Genomic DNA, 15,091 nt, shown 5'->3' with positions numbered 1-15,091 from the left:
CTTTGGGGCCCGGCCTACCTGTCGCGCAGCCGCTCGATCTCGTCGGCGATCGCCTTCGCCTCGCGCCCGTCGACAGTGATCTGTTCCAGCACCTTTACCCGTTCACGGAGTTCCTCCAGCTCGCGCTGGGTGCCGGGATCGGGCTGCGGCGCGGCGAGATCGGTCCCCGGTTCGCCGTGCCGGTGCCTGCGGCGTGCCTGCCGCGCGGTCACGAGCTGCACGAAGCCCCAGATGGCGACGATCACGACCAGGGCGGTCCAGAAGTTCATTATACCTTCTCCCGGCTGTCGATGTCGTGGCGCAGACCCTCGATCTGGATGGCCAGATCCTGGCCGCGATCCGTGGCGATCCGTTCGAGGACGCGCAGGCGGCTTTCAAGCTTCGTCACCTCCACGTCGCCCGTCCGGCCCCGCGCTTCGGCCGCGCGGGCCTGCAATTCGAGTTCGCGCTCGCGGTTGGTCAGGCGCCGCTTGTAGGCATCGAGCCAGATGCCGGCGCCCGAGATCAGGCCGATGACGAGCGCGCAGAAGGCGATGGCTTCAGCGATGTTCATTGCACCTTCTCCTTGCCTTCGCGCAGACGGTCGATCTCATGCGTGAGCTGATAGCCGCTGTCGGTGACGATCCGCTCCACATTGGCGAGCCGGTCCTTCATCGATCCGACTTCGGCGCGCAGCTCGGCGTTCTCCTGCGTGAGCAGCCTGATGCGCTCGGCAGCCTGGGCATCGGTGCTCGGCTTGAGCGACTGGCCCCACATGCCTTCCAGCGGATAACCGTGCTTGATCCGCAACCGGGTGGTGTGGATCCATCCGAACACGCCCGCCAGACCGACGGCGGTTGCGCCGGCGATGATCCAGGGCAGGTAGGGGAGAAGTTCGACGCCCTGTACTTGCATCATGCGTTCTCCCGGTTCGGCATGCGAAGCGGCACACCGGTGTCGCGTTCCTCGACCTCGCGCTTGTCGCGCAGGGCTTCGATCTGGGTGGCGATGTCGTAGCCGCGGTCGGTGACGATGCGCTCGAGCACCTGCACGCGATCTTCGAGATCCTTGATATGACTGGCGTATTGGGCGGCTTTTTCGGCAGTCATCTCGGCGGTGGATTTGACATTCATCTCCGCCATTTTCTGCTGATGCCTGGCCCAGATAGCGACGATCGGGATCATCAAAGCGATAATGGGGATCATTACGCCAAGGGTTGCCGGATCCATTGTTTCACTCCCTGCAATCTTGCTTTCAGCGCAGCCGCTCGATTTCGGCGGTCAGGCGTGGATTAGACGAGACATAGTAAGTCTCGACTTCGGCCAGGCGGCGATCGATGTCGCGCATCCGGGCGCGGATCTCGCGCGCGGTGCGCTTCGGGCTCTGCCGCACGCGCTGCCAGTACTGTTGCTCCTCGCGATCTACGTAGAGGTGCGGGGGTTTCTTGTTCAGCAGCAGGCCCGCGATGAAATAGAACGGTATGGTGCCGCCGCCGGCTACGAACGTCAGCCCGATGAAGCCGAGCCGGACCCAGAGCGCGTTGACCCCGGTGTAGTCGGCGATCCCGGCGCAGACGCCCATCAGCTTGGCGTTCTGCTTGTCGCGATAAAGCGTTGTGCGCGGGCTGTTCACTGGTGGGCTCCCTTCTTCTCGGCGAGCATGCGGTCGAGCTCGCGCAACTTTTCGTTATCGATTTCGCGGTCGTGCATCAGCCGGGCAGGCTTGAAGTCCGGATTGTCGGAGGCCACCAGCCGCTCGACCGTGTCCATCCGCTCGTCGAGCCGCTTGGCGAGGCTGTAGAGCTCCTCGAGCAGGGCCTCGTCGTCGGTAGTGATCGTGGCAGAGGTCTTCCACTTGGTGACGTAGTGGAGAATGATCCACGGAAGCGCGATGAAGATCGCGACGATTGCCAGTACCTCTTCCATGGATCAGTCCCCCTTGTTTGCGGCGTCGCCCTTGCCGAGCGCGCGCTTCATCGCTTCCAGTTCCTCGTCGACCCGGTCTGAATCCTCGAGCGAGGCGATCTCGTCGGCGAGCGAGAGCTGGCCGCTTCCGTCGGACAGCGAGAGCGCGTCGGCGCGCCCTTCGGCGTAATCGACGCGGCGTTCGAGCTGGTCGAAGCGCGCCAGCGCTTCATCGGTGCGCTCGGTGCTCATCAGCGTGCGCAGCTTGACGCGGTTCTCAGCGCTTTCGAGGCGCGCGGCAATCGCGGTCTGCCGGCTGCGGGCCTCGCGCAGGCGCTGCTGCAGCTTGGCGATGTCCTGCTCGTAGGCGCGCAGCGCATCGTCGAGCACCGCGATTTCCTGCTTGAGCTGCTCGGCCATGTCGGCCGCCTTCTTCTTCTCGACCAGCGCGGCGCGGGCGAGATCCTCGCGATCCTTGCTGAGCGCGAGCTGGGCCTTCTCGCCCCAGTCCGCCTGAAGCCGGTCGAGCTTGACGGTATGGCGATGCATCTCCTTCTGATCGGCGATGGTGCGCGCGGCGCTCGCGCGGACCTCGACCAGCGTCTCCTCCATCTCGAGGATGATCATGCGGATCATCTTGGCCGGGTCGTCGGCCTTGTCGAGCATGTCGTTGAAGTTCGCGGCGATGATGTCGCGGGTACGGCTGAAAATTCCCATCAGGGGCACTCCGTTGAAATTGAACTCGCTCGACCAGCCGCTGCCTGCGCGTGCGTGGGACCGGCCCTGCGTCGGCCTCCCCTGCGTCGGGGTCGGGCTGGTGCGCAGGCGCTCGACTTCCTCATCGAGGCGCGACAGGCGGCTATGGGCCGAAGCGCGGTCGGCGCGCTCTTTGGCGCCGCGGGACTGGGGGGGCTCGCGCTCCGGCCCAAACGGGTCGAGATCGGTCGGCTTGGTCACGCCAGTTCGACCTGTTGGCATCCGACCGTCGCGGCCATGGCCGGCGAGGCGTGCATCTGGCCGCTCAGCGCCACGAACAGGGCCATCGCGGTGACGCTGGCGAGGGCGGCCTGTCCCAGCTTGGTCTGAAAGAAGCGGCGGTCGTACATTGTGTGGGTCCTCCCGGAACTCGGTTACGGGAACAGTTTCGCAAGAGGTGTGCCAAACTCATAAAACCACTAATTTTCAAATACTTACCTTCATCTTGCATATCAGGCGTTGGTTTCTGTTGCCAATAATCGGCGGATTTCACTATAGGTTGGTGCCATGGATCGCGACAACCAGTTCATCGGTCAATCGAGCGCGTTTCTCGACGCGGTCGAGCGCGCCAGCCGCGCCGCTCCGATGCGCAGGCCGGTGCTGGTGATCGGCGAGCGGGGAACCGGCAAGGAACTGATCGCCGAACGCCTCCACCGCCTCTCGACCCGCTGGGACGAGCCGCTCGTGACGATGAACTGCGCCGCGCTGCCCGAAACGCTGATCGAGGCGGAGCTGTTCGGCCACGAGGCCGGAGCATTCACCGGTGCTACCAGAGTGCGCGCGGGAAGGTTCGAGGAAGCCGACAAAGGGACGCTATTCCTCGACGAACTGGGCACGCTGTCGATGGCGGCGCAGGAGCGGCTGCTGCGCGCGGTCGAATATGGCGAGGTCACGCGGATTGGTTCGAGTCGCCCGATCCGGGTCGACGTGCGGATCGTCGCCGCGACCAACGAGAACCTGCCCGAGCTGGCCGAGCGCGGCGAGTTCCGCGCCGACCTGCTCGACCGGCTGAGCTTCGAAGTCATCACCCTGCCGCCGTTGCGCGTGCGGGAGGGCGATATCGAGGTGCTCGCCGAATACTTTGGCCGCCGCATGGCCGCGGAACTGCACTGGGACGGCTGGCCGGGCTTCGCCGAGCACGTCGCGCGCCAGCTCGAGGAGCATTCCTGGCCGGGCAATGTCCGCGAGCTGCGCAACGTGGTCGAGCGGGCGGTCTATCGCTGGGACAGCTGGCGCGAGCCGATCGGGCACGTGCAGTTCGACCCGTTCGATTCGCCGTGGAAGCCGTTCTCGCCGCCCACGCGCAAGGCTCAGGGCGGCGCGGCCGCCCCGGCAGCGCCCGCACGGCCGGGCGGGCTCGATCTCGATGCGGTCGAGGACTTGCGCGCCGAAGTCGACGCGCACGAGCGCCGCATCGTCGAGCATGCCCTCGGCAAGCACCGCTGGAACCAGCGCCAGACGGCGCGGGCGCTCGGCCTCACCTACGATCAGCTACGGCATTGCATCCGGAAGCACGGCCTGGCCGAGCGCGGCGACGGCGAGAGCTGACGGCGCTCTAGCCGGGCCGCGTGACATTCTCGATCGTCAGCAGTCGTTCCTCGCCGTTGCGGTCGGGCCAGCTTATCGACTGCCCCACGCGCAGGCCGATCAGGCCGGCGCCGACGGGGGTGAGGATCGAAAGCCGCCCCTCGGCGATATCCGCATCCTTCGGGTAGACGAGTTTGACTGTCCGGCGTTCGCTGGTCTTCTGGACGACGAACTCGACCGTCGAGCCCATGGTCACCACGTCCCCCGGCACCTCTTCGGCGGGCAGCGTCTCGGCCCGGTCGATCTCCTCCAGCAGCATGCGGCTGACGTTCGGATGGCGGGTGCGGATACCGAAGGCGAGATCGGCGAGCGCATCGGCTTCGCTTTCGACGAGGGTGATGGGAGGCCGTTCTGCGGCCTGCTGGGCGGTCATGGATCGAATCTTTCGAGGAAGGTTTGGAAATCCGCGCGTCGCGCGTCAGAAGACGGAATGTTCGCCCCGGGTACGGGGCGTGCGCGCACCGGACCCGGGGCTAGATGCCCGCGAGAAGTTGTCCCCCGTGATGTCGAAAGTGCGCTGTCGTCATCGCGCGAAGCTGTCACCTTGGTGGCCCGGTGTCAAATGGATGCGGTGCCGGCCGTGGCGGTGAGTCGAATGCGGTTGCAAATGCGGCCGGCCGAGTCTATCTGCGCATCAATCCCGACATTGTCGCGACACTGGAGGGGCTGGCGCCGAAAGGGGCCGGCACGAAACCTGCTTGTCGCATCCGTCGTGTAAACCTGGAGACCGAATGGCCGATCTGGCGCGCCTGACCGAGATTATCGAGCCCGAAGCGAACGCGCTCGGCTTCGATCTCGTGCGCGTGAAGATGATCGCCTCGGAAGCCGGGGACGGCGGGCAGGCGCTGCAGGTCATGGCCGAGGACCCGGCGACCGGGCAGCTCGTGCTCGACCAGTGCGCTGCGCTCTCGCGCCGCATCTCGGAAAAGCTCGATGAGCTCGAGGAACAGGGCACGGTGCTGGTCGAAGGCGCCTATCACCTGGAAGTCAGCTCCCCCGGAATCGACCGGCCGCTCACCCGGCCGAAGGATTTCGAGAGCTGGGCCGGACACGAGGCCAAGATCGCGCTTGCGGAGAAGATCGACGGACTGCGCAATCTGCGCGGCGCCCTGGGTGGTCTCGAAGACGGCAAAGTGCTGATCGAGGACCGCAAGGCGGGCGCCATCGCGGTGCCGCTCGATGCAGTTCATTCGGCGAAACTCGTCCTGACCGACGAACTCATCGCCGCCACCAGACCGATCGACGCCAGCGGCGCCGAAGATATTGTCGAAGAAGAGAAGGCTGACGACTGATGGCCAGTGCAATTTCCGCCAACAAGGCCGAGCTGCTCGCGATTGCGAATGCGGTCGCCTCCGAGAAGATGATCGACAAGGCGATCGTCATCGAGGCGATGGAAGAAGCAATCCAGAAGAGCGCGCGCAACCGCTACGGCGCCGAGAACGACATTCGCGCCAAGCTCGACCCGCTGACCGGCGACCTGCGCCTGTGGCGCGTTGTCGAGGTGGTCGAGGAAGTCGAGGACTACTTCAAGCAGATCGATCTCGAGGCGGCGAAGAAGCTCGACGCCGAGGCCAAGCTGGGTGACTTCATCGTCGATCCCCTGCCGCCGGTCGATCTCGGCCGCATCGACGCGCAGAGCGCCAAGCAGGTGATCTTCCAGAAGGTTCGCGACGCCGAGCGCGAGCGCCAGTACGAGGAGTTCAAGGACCGCGCGGACGAGGTTATCACCGGCGTGATCAAGTCGGTCGAATTCGGCCACGTGATCGTCAACCTCGGCCGGGCCGAGGGCGTCATCCGCCGCGACCAGCAGATCCCGCGCGAGGCCGCCCGTGTCGGCGAGCGCGTGCGCGCGCTGATCACCAAGGTCGAACGCAACAACCGCGGGCAGCAGATCTTCCTCAGCCGCGCCCATCCCGAGTTCATGAAGAAGCTCTTCGCGCAGGAAGTGCCCGAGATCTACGACGGCATCATCGAGATCAAGGCCGCCGCCCGCGATCCGGGCAGCCGCGCCAAGATCGGCGTGATCAGCCGCGACAGCTCGATCGACCCCGTCGGCGCCTGCGTCGGTATGAAGGGCAGCCGCGTCCAGGCCGTCGTGCAGGAACTGCAGGGCGAGAAGATCGACATCATTCCCTGGAGCGAGGACACGGCGACGTTCGTGGTTAACGCGCTCCAGCCCGCCACCGTCAGCCGCGTCGTGCTCGACGAGGACGAGGGGCGGATCGAAGTCGTCGTGCCCGACGACCAGCTCAGTCTCGCGATCGGCCGCCGCGGCCAGAACGTGCGCCTCGCCAGCCAGCTCACCGGTCACCAGATCGACATCATGACCGAGGAAGAGGCGAGCGAGAAGCGGCAGAAGGAATTCGCCGAACGCTCCAAGATGTTCGAGGAAGAACTCGACGTGGACGAGACGCTGTCGCAGCTTCTCGTGGCCGAAGGCTTCGCCGAGCTCGACGAAGTGGCCTATGTGGAGCTCGACGAGCTCGCCTCGATCGAAGGCTTCGACGACGAACTCGCCGAAGAGCTTCAGAGCCGTGCGCTCGAGGCGATCGAGCGGCACGAGGAAACTGCGCGCACCGAACGCCGCGAACTCGGCGTCGACGACGCGCTGGCCGAAATCCCGCACCTGACCGAGCAAATGCTCGTCACGCTGGGCAAGGCGGGCATCAAGACGCTCGACGATCTCGCCGACCTTGCCACCGACGAGCTGATCGCGAAGAAGCGCGAAGCGCCGCGCCGCCGCAACAACACCGATGGCCCGCCCACCCGGCGCCCCCCGGCGCGCGAGCAGGACAAGGGCGGCGTGCTCGGCGAATACGGCCTGAGCGAAGAGCAGGGCAACGAGATCATCATGGCCGCGCGTGCGCACTGGTTCGAGGACGAGCAACCGGCGCCCGCTCCGGCGTCCGACGAGCCCACTCCCGCGCCTGCTGCCGAGGAACCCGTCACCGAGGAGGCCGCCGATGCGGACTCCGAACAATGAGCGCCTGACGTCCGACATCGCTGACGCCGCCGGCACGGGAAAGTCCGTGCCGGAACGGCGGTGCATCCTCTCCGGGGAGCATGGCGCGCGCGATGCGTTGATCCGCCTCGCGATCTCGCCCGACGGCCTGGTGCTGCCCGATCCGCTTGCCAGGGCCCCCGGTCGCGGTGCCTGGATCGGCGTCACCCGGGCCGTGCTCGAAGGAGCGGTGGCGAAGGGCCGGCTGCGCGGAGCGCTGGCGCGCGCGTTCAAGGGCGCGCCGCTGACCGTGCCCGAAGACCTGCCGCAGAAGGTCGACGATGCGCTGGTCCGCGTGCTGCTCGACCGGCTGGGACTCGAAATGCGCGCCGGAAAGCTTATCTTGGGGTCCGATCGGATCGCCGAGCACGCGCGCAGCGGCCGCGTGGCTCTGCTGCTCCACGCCGCGGACGCCAGCGAGGACGGGACCAAGAAGCTCGACCAGGCCTGGCGCGTAGGGCGCGAGGCGGAAGGGACCGGCGAAAGGGGCATCCGCTTGCCACTGGACCGGGCGGCGCTGTCTGTGGCATTGGGCCGCGACAATGTCGTCCACTTGGCGCTGGCCGGTGATGCTGCGGCCGAGCGGATCCGAGCGATCCTCGCGCGCCTGTTGCATTTCAGGGGCCTTGCGGCTGCCGACGATGACGGCGAACCGGCCTCCGGTTCGCCGCGTTCCCCGGTCCCGACCGGGGACAAGCTGATTGATTTGAAGGATTGACGAGTTTTATGAGCGATAGTGACAACCAGCGCCCCCGCAAACCGCTCGGCCTGAAAAGGTCGGTGGACGCGGGCGAGGTCAAGCAGACCTTCAGCCACGGCCGCACCAACAAGGTTGCGGTCGAGGTGAAGCGCCGCCGCAAGCTCGTCAAGCCGGGCGAAGCGGCGCCGCCTCCCCCCCCTCCGCCGCCGCCCCCGCCGCCGCCGCCGGCGCCGGAGCCAGTCGCGAAGAAGCCCGCGCCGAAGAAGGCGCCTGCGGGCGAGACCCCGCAGGAACGCGTCGCGCGCCTTCAGCGCGAGGCCGAGGAAGAGCGCCTGCGCTTCACCGAAGAGGCACGCCGCCGCGACGATGCGGCTGCGCGCCAGGCGGCCGAGGACGAGAAGCGCCGCGCCGAGGAGAATCGCAAGGCCGCAGAGGAAGCGGAGAAGCGCGCTGCCGAGGAAGCTGCTGCGCCCACGCCTGCGCCCGCGCCCGCTGAAGGTGGCGGGGAAGAGACACCGGCCCCGGCCGAGCCTCAGCCGTCGTCGTCCTCCGAAGCCACGGCTCCCGCGCCGCGCCGTTTCACGCCGGTCGCGCGCCCCGAGCCGAAGAAGCCGGAAAAGAAGAAGAAGGACGAGAAGCGCGGCGGCGGTGGCGGTGCTGCCACGGAGCGCGTCGACAAGCGCCGTTCGGGCAAGCTCACCGTCACCAAGGCGCTCAACGAGGACGAAGGGCGCCGTGCGCGCTCGCTCGCTGCGCTCAAGCGTGCGCGGGAGAAGGAGCGCCGGACGCAGGGCGGACCGTCGAGGCCCCGTGAGAAGCAGGTGCGCGACGTTGTTGTGCCCGAGGCGATCACCGTCCAGGAACTCGCCAACCGCATGGCCGAGAAGGGCGCCGACCTGGTGAAGGCGCTGTTCAACATGGGCATGATGGTCACCGTTAACCAGACGATCGACCAGGATACTGCCGAGTTGCTGGTCGAGGAATTCGGCCACAATATCAAGCGCGTCAGCGAGAGCGACGTCGACATCGACACGACCGTGGACGTCGATCCGAACGAGGCGCTCCAGTCGCGCCCGGCGGTGGTCACGATCATGGGCCACGTCGACCACGGCAAGACCTCGCTGCTCGACGCGCTGCGCGGCACCAATGTCGTGAAGGGCGAAGCCGGCGGCATCACCCAGCACATCGGCAGCTATCAGGTAAAGACCAAGAACGGCGACAGGATCACGTTCCTCGACACGCCGGGCCACGCGGCGTTCACCGAAATGCGCGCGCGCGGTGCCAACGTGACCGACATCGTCGTTCTGGTGGTCGCCGCCGATGACGGGATCATGCCGCAGACGATCGAGGCCATCAATCACACGAAGGCCGCGGGCGTGCCGATGATCGTCGCGATCAACAAGGTCGACAAGGAAGACGCGAATCCGCAGCGGATCCGCGAACGTCTGCTCGAGCACGAAGTCGTCGTCGAAGAGATGTCGGGTGACGTGCAGGACGTGGAGATCTCCGCACTCAAGAAGATCGGTCTCGACGATCTGCTCGAGAAGATCGCGCTTCAGGCGGAGCTGCTGGAACTCAAGGCCAACCCCGACCGTGCGGCCGACGCGACGGTGATCGAGGCGCAGCTCGACAAGGGCCGCGGCCCGGTTGCGACCGTGCTCGTCACGCGCGGCACGCTCCGGCGCGGCGACACCTTCGTCGTCGGCACCCAGAGCGGCCGCGTGCGCGCGCTGATCGACGATCAGGGCAAGCAGGTGAAGGAAGCCGGCCCCTCGGCGCCGGTCGAGGTTCTCGGCCTCGGCGGCGTGCCGATGGCGGGTGACCAGCTCACCGTGGTCGAGAACGAGCAGCGCGCCCGTGAGGTTGCCCAGTACCGCCAGGAGAAGGCGACCGAGAAGCGCACCGCGCTCGCCCCGACCAATTTCGACACGATGTTCAGCAATCTTCAGTCGGACGTCATCGAATTCCCGGTGGTGGTGAAGGCGGACGTGCAGGGCAGTGTGGAGGCGATCAACTCGGCGCTGCACAACCTTTCGAACGATCTCATCAAGGTCCGCGTGCTTCACGCAGGCGTGGGTGCGATCACCGAAAGCGACGTGCAGCTTGCCGCCGCTTCGAAGGCGCCGATCCTCGGCTTCAACGTGCGCCCGAATGCCAAGGCGCGCCAGCTGGTCGAGCGCGAGAAGGTGCGGATGATGTACTACGACGTCATCTATCACCTGACCGAGGAGATCGCGAAGGAGATGGCGGGCGAGCTCGGCCCCGAGCGGATCGAGCACGTCGTCGGCCGTGCCGAGGTCAAGCAGGTGTTCCCCGCGGGCAAGAAGGACAAGGCCGCCGGCCTCCTCGTGCTCGAAGGCGTCATCCGCAAGGGTCTCCACGCACGTCTCACGCGCGAGGACGTCATCGTCTCGGCCACCACGATCGCCTCGCTGCGGCGCTTCAAGGACGACGTGGACGAAGTCCGCGCCGGTCTCGAATGCGGCGTGGTGCTCAGCGACACGAACGACATCAAGCCGGGTGACCACCTCGAAGTGTTCGAGGTCGAGGAGCGCGAACGGACGTTGTAGGACATGGCCCTCTCCCCTGCGAGGGAGAGGGTTGGGAGAGGGGGCCGTCCGCGGCCCTGACGGCGAGGGGTTCCTCCTCTCTCCGGCCCTCTCCCTCGCAGGGGAGAGGGAGCTATGGCCCGCAATCAATCCACGCCCGAACAGCAGTCGGTTCGCGTCCTCAAAGTGGGCGAGCGGGTGCGGCACATCCTGTCGGAACTGCTCGCGCGCGGCGAGGTGCATGACGACACGCTGTCGGCGACCACCGTCAGCGTCACCGAAGTGCGGATGACCCCCGACCTCCGGAACGCGGCGGCTTATGTGAAGCCGTTGCTCGGAGAGGACGAGGCTGCGGTGCTGAAGGCGCTGCGCACCAACACCGCGTTCTTCCAGCGCGAGGTCGCCAAGCGCCTCGGGCTCAAGTTCGCGCCCAAGCTGCAGTTCAAGCCTGACGAGAGCTTCGACGAAGCCGAGCGGATCGAGCGCCTGCTGAACGATCCCAAAGTGGCGCGGGACCTGGGCGAGGACTGATCGGGGGCGGCTACTCCGCCATCGCCGGGGCGGTCGGCTGGACCGTCGTCGGCGGGTCCATGAACACGCCGGCGCCCGGGCCGAGCGGAAGATCGAGCATGACCCAGCCGATCGTCATCACCAGCCCCGCAAGCAGCAACCCGATCGAGTAGGGCAGCATGGTCGCGGCGAGGCTGCCGAGGCCGAAGTCCTTCTGCCAGCGCTGGCAGAAGATAAGGATCAGCGGGAAGTAGACCATCAGCGGGGTGATGATGTTGGTCGCGCCGTCACCCACGCGATAGGCGGCGGTCGCCATTTCGGGGGTGATCCCGAGCAGCATCAGCATCGGCACCAGCACCGGCGCGAGCAGCGCCCACTTGGCGCTTGCCGAACCGATGAAGATGTTGAGCAGCGCCGAAACCACGACGATCGCTCCGAGCAGAGCCCACGCGGGAAGCCCTAAATTGCCGAGGAAGTCCGCGCCGTTGACCGCCAGGATCAGCCCGAGGTTGGACCAGGCGAACATGGCCACGAAGTGCGCTGCGGCGAAGGCGAGCACGAGATAGTACGCCATGTCGCCCATCGAGCCTGACATCATCTTCACCAGGGCGCGGTGGTCGTCGATCGTGCCCGCCGCCGCGCCGTAAGCCCAGCCGGCGAGCAGGAAGAGCAGGAAGAAGCCCGCGACGAGGCTCTGGTAGAACGGCGTCAGCCGCGCTTCCGGCGTTGCGGTCTCGTCGATCAGCGGCGTGCCCGGGCCGAAGGTGAACGCGAGCCACAGCGCGACGACCGCGAGCACGGCAAGGCCCGCGCGGCGCAGGCCCTTGCGTTCCTCGCCGGTCAGCGGGCGGTCGCCCTGTTCGCCGGAATCCTCGCGCCCGGCCATTCCCGGGTTCCACGCGCCGAGCCGGGGTTCGATCAGCCGGTCGGTGACGTACCAGATCACCGGCAGGAACAGCACGGTCATCGCGGCGATGAAGTACCAGTTGCCGGCGATGTTCGCGGTGAAATCGCCGAACACCGTCTCGACCGAGGCTTCGGTGATGCCGAACAGCAGCGCATCGAGCTGGCCGGGCAGGAGGTTGGCGGAAAAGCCGCCCGACACGCCCGCGAAGGCCGCGGCGATACCCGCCACCGGGTGGCGGCCGGCGGCGTGGAAGATGATCCCCGCCAGCGGAATCAGCACGACGTAAGCCGCATCGGCGGCGAGGTTGCCCATCATGCCGACGAAGGCGACGATGGGGGTGAGCAGGAACGTGGGCGCGTTGCGCACGCCGGCGCGCATCGCGGTGCCGAACAGCCCGGCGCGCTCGGCCACGCCCGCGCCGAGCATGACCACGAGCACGTAGCCGAGCGGGTGGAAATGGGTGAAGGTCGCGGGCATCTCGACCCACAACCGCTGGATGTTCTCGGCCGAGAGCAGGCTGGTCGCGGCGATCACACGTGCCTGGCCTGTCGCCTCGTCGATCTCGGTCGGATGGACCACCGACCAGCCGAGCAGGCTGCCCAGCAGCGAAATCGCGATCACCACCGCGATCAGCCAGAAGAACAGGAATACCGGATCGGGCAGCTTGTTGCCGCTCCGTTCGATCCAGCCGAGAATACCCTTCTGTGCTCGGCCCTCTGCCGCTTCCACCACGTCTGTTCCTCTCCACAGTTCTTCGTGCGTGGGAGCTAGCATCGCCTGTGGCTGCTGTCGCTCCGGTTAATCGGCTCCTCCACAATCAGCTGCATTAATATTTGACATCGGCAACTATAGCTGTGAATCCGGAGTGGTGGAAATCGACGCTGACCCTGTGATCGATCCGATCGTCCACCGCGTGCGAGCGTTCAACCGCGACTTCTCGCAGCTGATGGGTCTGCTCGAACCGCGTTACATGGGCAGCAACCTGTCGGTCGTGGAAGCGCGGGTCCTCTACGAGATCGTCCAGCGGGAGCCTGCTCTGGCGCGCGACATCGCTGCCGCACTGCGGCTCGATCCCGGCTATCTCAGCCGCCTCATTGCGCGACTGCTCAGGCGCGGGTTCGTGGAGCGGGGGCGCGGGACGGATGCACGGGAGCGGCCGCTCTCGCTGACGGCCGTGGGGCGCGCCGCCTACGCGGAACTCGACCGGACCACGGCGGCACAGACGGTGCGCATGATCGCACCGCTCGGCGAAGATGGCGCACGGCGTCTCGGCACGCTGCTGAGCGAGGCCGGCGCACTGCTGTTCGGCACCGCGCGCGGCGAATGGTCGCTCCGCACGTTCCGCACCGGCGACATGGGCCTGATCACCGCGCGGCAATCGACCCTCTATCACGAAGTCTATGGCTGGGGGCGCGGCATGGAGGCGCTGATCGGCGAGATCACCGCCTCGTTCCTGCGCGACTTCAAGCCGCAGCGCGAGCAGTGCTGGATTGCGGAGCGTGAGGGGCGAATGCTGGGCTCGGTATTTCTCGTCGAGGACGATGCGGAGACCGCCCGTCTCCGCCTGCTCTACGTCGAGCCGGAGGCCCGCGGGATGGGCGTCGGGCAGGCCCTCGTGAAGCAGTGCACGGCGTTTGCGCGCGAGGCGGGCTACCGCCGGATCGTGCTCTGGACTCACGCGGTTCTCGAAAGCGCCCGGCGCATCTACACCGCCGAGGGCTACCGGATCGTCGACACCCACACCCACAACGACTTCGGCAAACCCGAACTGAGCGAGAGCTGGCTGCTGGAACTGTGAGCAATCGCGGCGCTGCGATTGGCAGCCGCGCGCCGGATGCCTAGCCAGCGGACATGGCCAAGCTCTACTTCTACTACGCCAGCATGAACGCGGGGAAATCGACCACGCTGCTGCAGGCGGATTTCAATTACCGCGAGCGCGGCATGCACACGATGCTGTGGACCGCCGCGCTCGATGACCGGGGCGACCATCAGGCGATCGAGAGCCGCATAGGCCTCGGCGCCGATGCACAGCGCTACCACGCCGAGACCGACCTGTGGCAGCGCGTCACGGCCGCACACAAGGCGGAGCCGCTCGGCTGCGTGCTGGTCGACGAGGCGCAGTTCCTGACCAGGGCGCAGGTCTGGCAATGCGCGCGCCTGGCAGACGAGGCGAATATCCCGGTGCTCTGCTACGGTCTGCGGACTGATTTCCAGGGCGAGCTCTTCCCGGGATCGGCCGTGCTGCTCGGCATCGCCGACGCGCTGATCGAGCTCAAGGCCGTGTGCCACTGCGGCCGCAAGGCGACGATGAACGTGCGCGTGGACGCGAGCGGCGGCGCCGTCAGGCACGGCGCGCAGACCGAGATCGGCGGCAACGACCGCTATGTCGCGCTGTGCCGCCGGCATTTCTCGGAGGCGCTGGCGGGATAAGGCCCTTCGGGTCGAAGCCCAGAAGGGCGCTTGGCCGCCGGTCCCGCACACCCTATCTACCCGCCATGACGGAAACCCTTATCCTTGCCGCCATCCTGATCCCCTGCCTGGTGATCGCGATCGTGTTCCACGAAGTCGCGCATGGATGGACCGCGCTGGCGCTCGGCGATCCGACGGCGAAGGAGCAGCGGCGGCTGTCGCTCAACCCGATCCGCCATGTCGATCCGATTGGCACGCTGATCGTGCCCGGCGCGCTGGCTCTGTTCGGCGGGCCGGTGTTCGGCTGGGCGAAGCCCGTGCCGGTGCGCAAGAACCGGCTCGACAATCCGCGCTACGGGATGATGGCGGTCGCCGCCGCGGGGCCCGGGAGCAATCTCCTGCTCGCGGGCGTGGGTGCGATCGCGCTCGGGCTGGTCGCCACAACGCTGACGCTGCCGCCCAGCGGCGCGATGGAATGGGTGCTGACGGGGCTCAACTACTTCATCGTCATCAACATCTTCCTCGCGCTGTTCAATCTCCTGCCGATCCCGCCCTTCGACGGCTCGCACATCGTCGAGGGGCTGCTGCCGCGATCGATGGCGGCACAATACGCGCGGCTGCAGCAGGTCGGCATGTTCCTGCTGATCGCGCTGATCGCGGTCACCTGGGCCTTCCCCGACAGCGGGATCATCGAGAACGTCGTCTGGCCGCCCGTCGAATGGCTGCGCGAGAAGTATATGGCGCTCGCACTCTGGGTCGCCGGTGGGTAATTTACCCGGGTATAATTGA

General features: G+C 66.9%; 19 protein-coding genes. 9 read left to right on the top strand and 10 right to left on the bottom strand.

Annotated elements, in window-relative coordinates; genetic code table 11:
- Nucleotides 1–14 precede the first annotated feature (14 nt).
- The 8 genes from AC3A5N_RS02430 to AC3A5N_RS02395 are packed head-to-tail and all read right to left on the bottom strand — an operon-like array spanning nt 15 to nt 2,989.
- On the bottom strand, nt 15–269 hold the full coding sequence (locus AC3A5N_RS02430; protein WP_487735710.1) for a hypothetical protein: 255 nt from the start codon (nt 267–269) through the stop codon (nt 15–17).
- Nucleotides 269–553, bottom strand: coding sequence for a hypothetical protein (locus AC3A5N_RS02425; RefSeq protein WP_487735709.1), 285 nt, complete (start codon nt 551–553; stop codon nt 269–271). Before AC3A5N_RS02425 ends, AC3A5N_RS02430 begins: the two co-directional genes overlap by 1 nt.
- Complete coding sequence (locus AC3A5N_RS02420) at nt 550–897, bottom strand: hypothetical protein (RefSeq protein ID WP_449014560.1); 348 nt, start codon at nt 895–897, stop codon at nt 550–552. Before AC3A5N_RS02420 ends, AC3A5N_RS02425 begins: the two co-directional genes overlap by 4 nt.
- A complete protein-coding gene (locus AC3A5N_RS02415) occupies nt 894–1,208 on the bottom strand; it encodes a hypothetical protein (RefSeq protein WP_487735708.1) in 315 nt (104 codons plus the stop codon). The genes AC3A5N_RS02420 and AC3A5N_RS02415 overlap by 4 nt, the downstream gene beginning before the upstream one ends.
- 25 nt (nt 1,209–1,233) lie before the next feature.
- Nucleotides 1,234–1,611, bottom strand: a complete 378-nt coding sequence (pspC, locus tag AC3A5N_RS02410) for an envelope stress response membrane protein PspC (protein WP_119514347.1) — start codon at nt 1,609–1,611, stop codon at nt 1,234–1,236.
- A complete protein-coding gene (gene pspB, locus AC3A5N_RS02405; RefSeq protein WP_487735707.1) occupies nt 1,608–1,904 on the bottom strand; it encodes an envelope stress response membrane protein PspB in 297 nt (98 codons plus the stop codon). The genes pspC and pspB overlap by 4 nt, the downstream gene beginning before the upstream one ends.
- A gap of 3 nt (nt 1,905–1,907) precedes the next feature.
- Complete coding sequence (gene pspA, locus AC3A5N_RS02400) at nt 1,908–2,840, bottom strand: phage shock protein PspA (RefSeq protein WP_487735706.1); 933 nt, start codon at nt 2,838–2,840, stop codon at nt 1,908–1,910.
- Nucleotides 2,837–2,989 carry a hypothetical protein gene (locus AC3A5N_RS02395; protein WP_487735705.1) on the bottom strand — a complete coding sequence of 51 codons (153 nt, stop codon included), beginning with the start codon at nt 2,987–2,989 and terminating at the stop codon, nt 2,837–2,839. The genes pspA and AC3A5N_RS02395 overlap by 4 nt, the downstream gene beginning before the upstream one ends.
- 157 nt (nt 2,990–3,146) lie before the next feature.
- Here AC3A5N_RS02395 and pspF point away from each other — a divergent pair, with 157 nt between their 5' ends.
- Complete coding sequence (gene pspF, locus AC3A5N_RS02390) at nt 3,147–4,187, top strand: phage shock protein operon transcriptional activator (protein WP_487735704.1); 1,041 nt, start codon at nt 3,147–3,149, stop codon at nt 4,185–4,187.
- A 7-nt stretch (nt 4,188–4,194) separates the two neighbouring features.
- Here pspF and rnk read toward each other — a convergent pair whose 3' ends face one another.
- Complete coding sequence (rnk, locus tag AC3A5N_RS02385; protein WP_487735703.1) at nt 4,195–4,599, bottom strand: nucleoside diphosphate kinase regulator; 405 nt, start codon at nt 4,597–4,599, stop codon at nt 4,195–4,197.
- Between the two features lie 358 nt (nt 4,600–4,957).
- Here rnk and rimP point away from each other — a divergent pair, with 358 nt between their 5' ends.
- The 5 genes from rimP to rbfA all read left to right on the top strand — a co-directional run bounded on the left by rimP (nt 4,958) and on the right by rbfA (nt 11,007).
- Nucleotides 4,958–5,518: a ribosome maturation protein RimP gene (rimP, locus tag AC3A5N_RS02380; protein WP_487735702.1), complete on the top strand. Its 561-nt coding sequence runs from the start codon at nt 4,958–4,960 to the stop codon at nt 5,516–5,518.
- On the top strand, nt 5,518–7,209 hold the full coding sequence (nusA, locus tag AC3A5N_RS02375; protein ID WP_487735701.1) for a transcription termination factor NusA: 1,692 nt from the start codon (nt 5,518–5,520) through the stop codon (nt 7,207–7,209). The genes rimP and nusA overlap by 1 nt, the downstream gene beginning before the upstream one ends.
- A complete protein-coding gene (locus AC3A5N_RS02370; protein WP_487735700.1) occupies nt 7,190–7,945 on the top strand; it encodes a DUF448 domain-containing protein in 756 nt (251 codons plus the stop codon). Before nusA ends, AC3A5N_RS02370 begins: the two co-directional genes overlap by 20 nt.
- A gap of 8 nt (nt 7,946–7,953) precedes the next feature.
- Entirely contained in the window at nt 7,954–10,497 is a 2,544-nt protein-coding gene (infB, locus tag AC3A5N_RS02365) for a translation initiation factor IF-2 (RefSeq protein WP_487735699.1), read from the top strand.
- Nucleotides 10,498–10,611: 114 nt separating this feature from the next.
- On the top strand, nt 10,612–11,007 hold the full coding sequence (gene rbfA, locus AC3A5N_RS02360; protein ID WP_487735698.1) for a 30S ribosome-binding factor RbfA: 396 nt from the start codon (nt 10,612–10,614) through the stop codon (nt 11,005–11,007).
- A gap of 10 nt (nt 11,008–11,017) precedes the next feature.
- Here rbfA and AC3A5N_RS02355 read toward each other — a convergent pair whose 3' ends face one another.
- On the bottom strand, nt 11,018–12,622 hold the full coding sequence (locus AC3A5N_RS02355) for an AbgT family transporter (RefSeq protein ID WP_487735697.1): 1,605 nt from the start codon (nt 12,620–12,622) through the stop codon (nt 11,018–11,020).
- Between the two features lie 139 nt (nt 12,623–12,761).
- On the opposite strand from AC3A5N_RS02355, the gene AC3A5N_RS02350 reads away from it, so the two are divergent.
- The 3 genes from AC3A5N_RS02350 (at nt 12,762) to AC3A5N_RS02340 (ending at nt 15,072) form a co-directional block, all read left to right on the top strand.
- Nucleotides 12,762–13,691 (top strand): bifunctional helix-turn-helix transcriptional regulator/GNAT family N-acetyltransferase, encoded by a 930-nt coding sequence (locus AC3A5N_RS02350; RefSeq protein WP_487735696.1) that lies wholly within the window; start codon nt 12,762–12,764, stop codon nt 13,689–13,691.
- Between the two features lie 53 nt (nt 13,692–13,744).
- Nucleotides 13,745–14,323 carry a thymidine kinase gene (locus tag AC3A5N_RS02345; protein WP_487735695.1) on the top strand — a complete coding sequence of 193 codons (579 nt, stop codon included), beginning with the start codon at nt 13,745–13,747 and terminating at the stop codon, nt 14,321–14,323.
- A gap of 65 nt (nt 14,324–14,388) precedes the next feature.
- Complete coding sequence (locus tag AC3A5N_RS02340; protein WP_487735694.1) at nt 14,389–15,072, top strand: site-2 protease family protein; 684 nt, start codon at nt 14,389–14,391, stop codon at nt 15,070–15,072.
- The last annotated feature ends 19 nt before the right edge of the window (nt 15,073–15,091 follow it).

It is taken from the genome of Pelagerythrobacter sp. Soil_C_18 (genome assembly GCF_057657235.1).
Note: the sequence above shows the minus strand (reverse complement) of the source record. Positions and strands in the feature narration are given on the sequence as shown.

Coding starts and splice junctions, on each gene's coding strand:
- AC3A5N_RS02430 (WP_487735710.1), bottom strand. CDS start 269: ATGAACTTCTGGACCGCCCTGGTCGTGATCGTCGCCATCTGGGGCTTC.
- AC3A5N_RS02420 (WP_449014560.1), bottom strand. CDS start 897: ATGATGCAAGTACAGGGCGTCGAACTTCTCCCCTACCTGCCCTGGATC.
- rbfA (WP_487735698.1), top strand. CDS start 10,612: ATGGCCCGCAATCAATCCACGCCCGAACAGCAGTCGGTTCGCGTCCTC.
- AC3A5N_RS02425 (WP_487735709.1), bottom strand. CDS start 553: ATGAACATCGCTGAAGCCATCGCCTTCTGCGCGCTCGTCATCGGCCTG.
- AC3A5N_RS02340 (WP_487735694.1), top strand. CDS start 14,389: ATGACGGAAACCCTTATCCTTGCCGCCATCCTGATCCCCTGCCTGGTG.
- AC3A5N_RS02415 (WP_487735708.1), bottom strand. CDS start 1,208: ATGGATCCGGCAACCCTTGGCGTAATGATCCCCATTATCGCTTTGATG.
- infB (WP_487735699.1), top strand. CDS start 7,954: ATGAGCGATAGTGACAACCAGCGCCCCCGCAAACCGCTCGGCCTGAAA.
- nusA (WP_487735701.1), top strand. CDS start 5,518: ATGGCCAGTGCAATTTCCGCCAACAAGGCCGAGCTGCTCGCGATTGCG.
- pspB (WP_487735707.1), bottom strand. CDS start 1,904: ATGGAAGAGGTACTGGCAATCGTCGCGATCTTCATCGCGCTTCCGTGG.
- pspF (WP_487735704.1), top strand. CDS start 3,147: ATGGATCGCGACAACCAGTTCATCGGTCAATCGAGCGCGTTTCTCGAC.
- AC3A5N_RS02395 (WP_487735705.1), bottom strand. CDS start 2,989: ATGTACGACCGCCGCTTCTTTCAGACCAAGCTGGGACAGGCCGCCCTC.
- rnk (WP_487735703.1), bottom strand. CDS start 4,599: ATGACCGCCCAGCAGGCCGCAGAACGGCCTCCCATCACCCTCGTCGAA.
- AC3A5N_RS02345 (WP_487735695.1), top strand. CDS start 13,745: ATGGCCAAGCTCTACTTCTACTACGCCAGCATGAACGCGGGGAAATCG.
- rimP (WP_487735702.1), top strand. CDS start 4,958: ATGGCCGATCTGGCGCGCCTGACCGAGATTATCGAGCCCGAAGCGAAC.
- AC3A5N_RS02370 (WP_487735700.1), top strand. CDS start 7,190: ATGCGGACTCCGAACAATGAGCGCCTGACGTCCGACATCGCTGACGCC.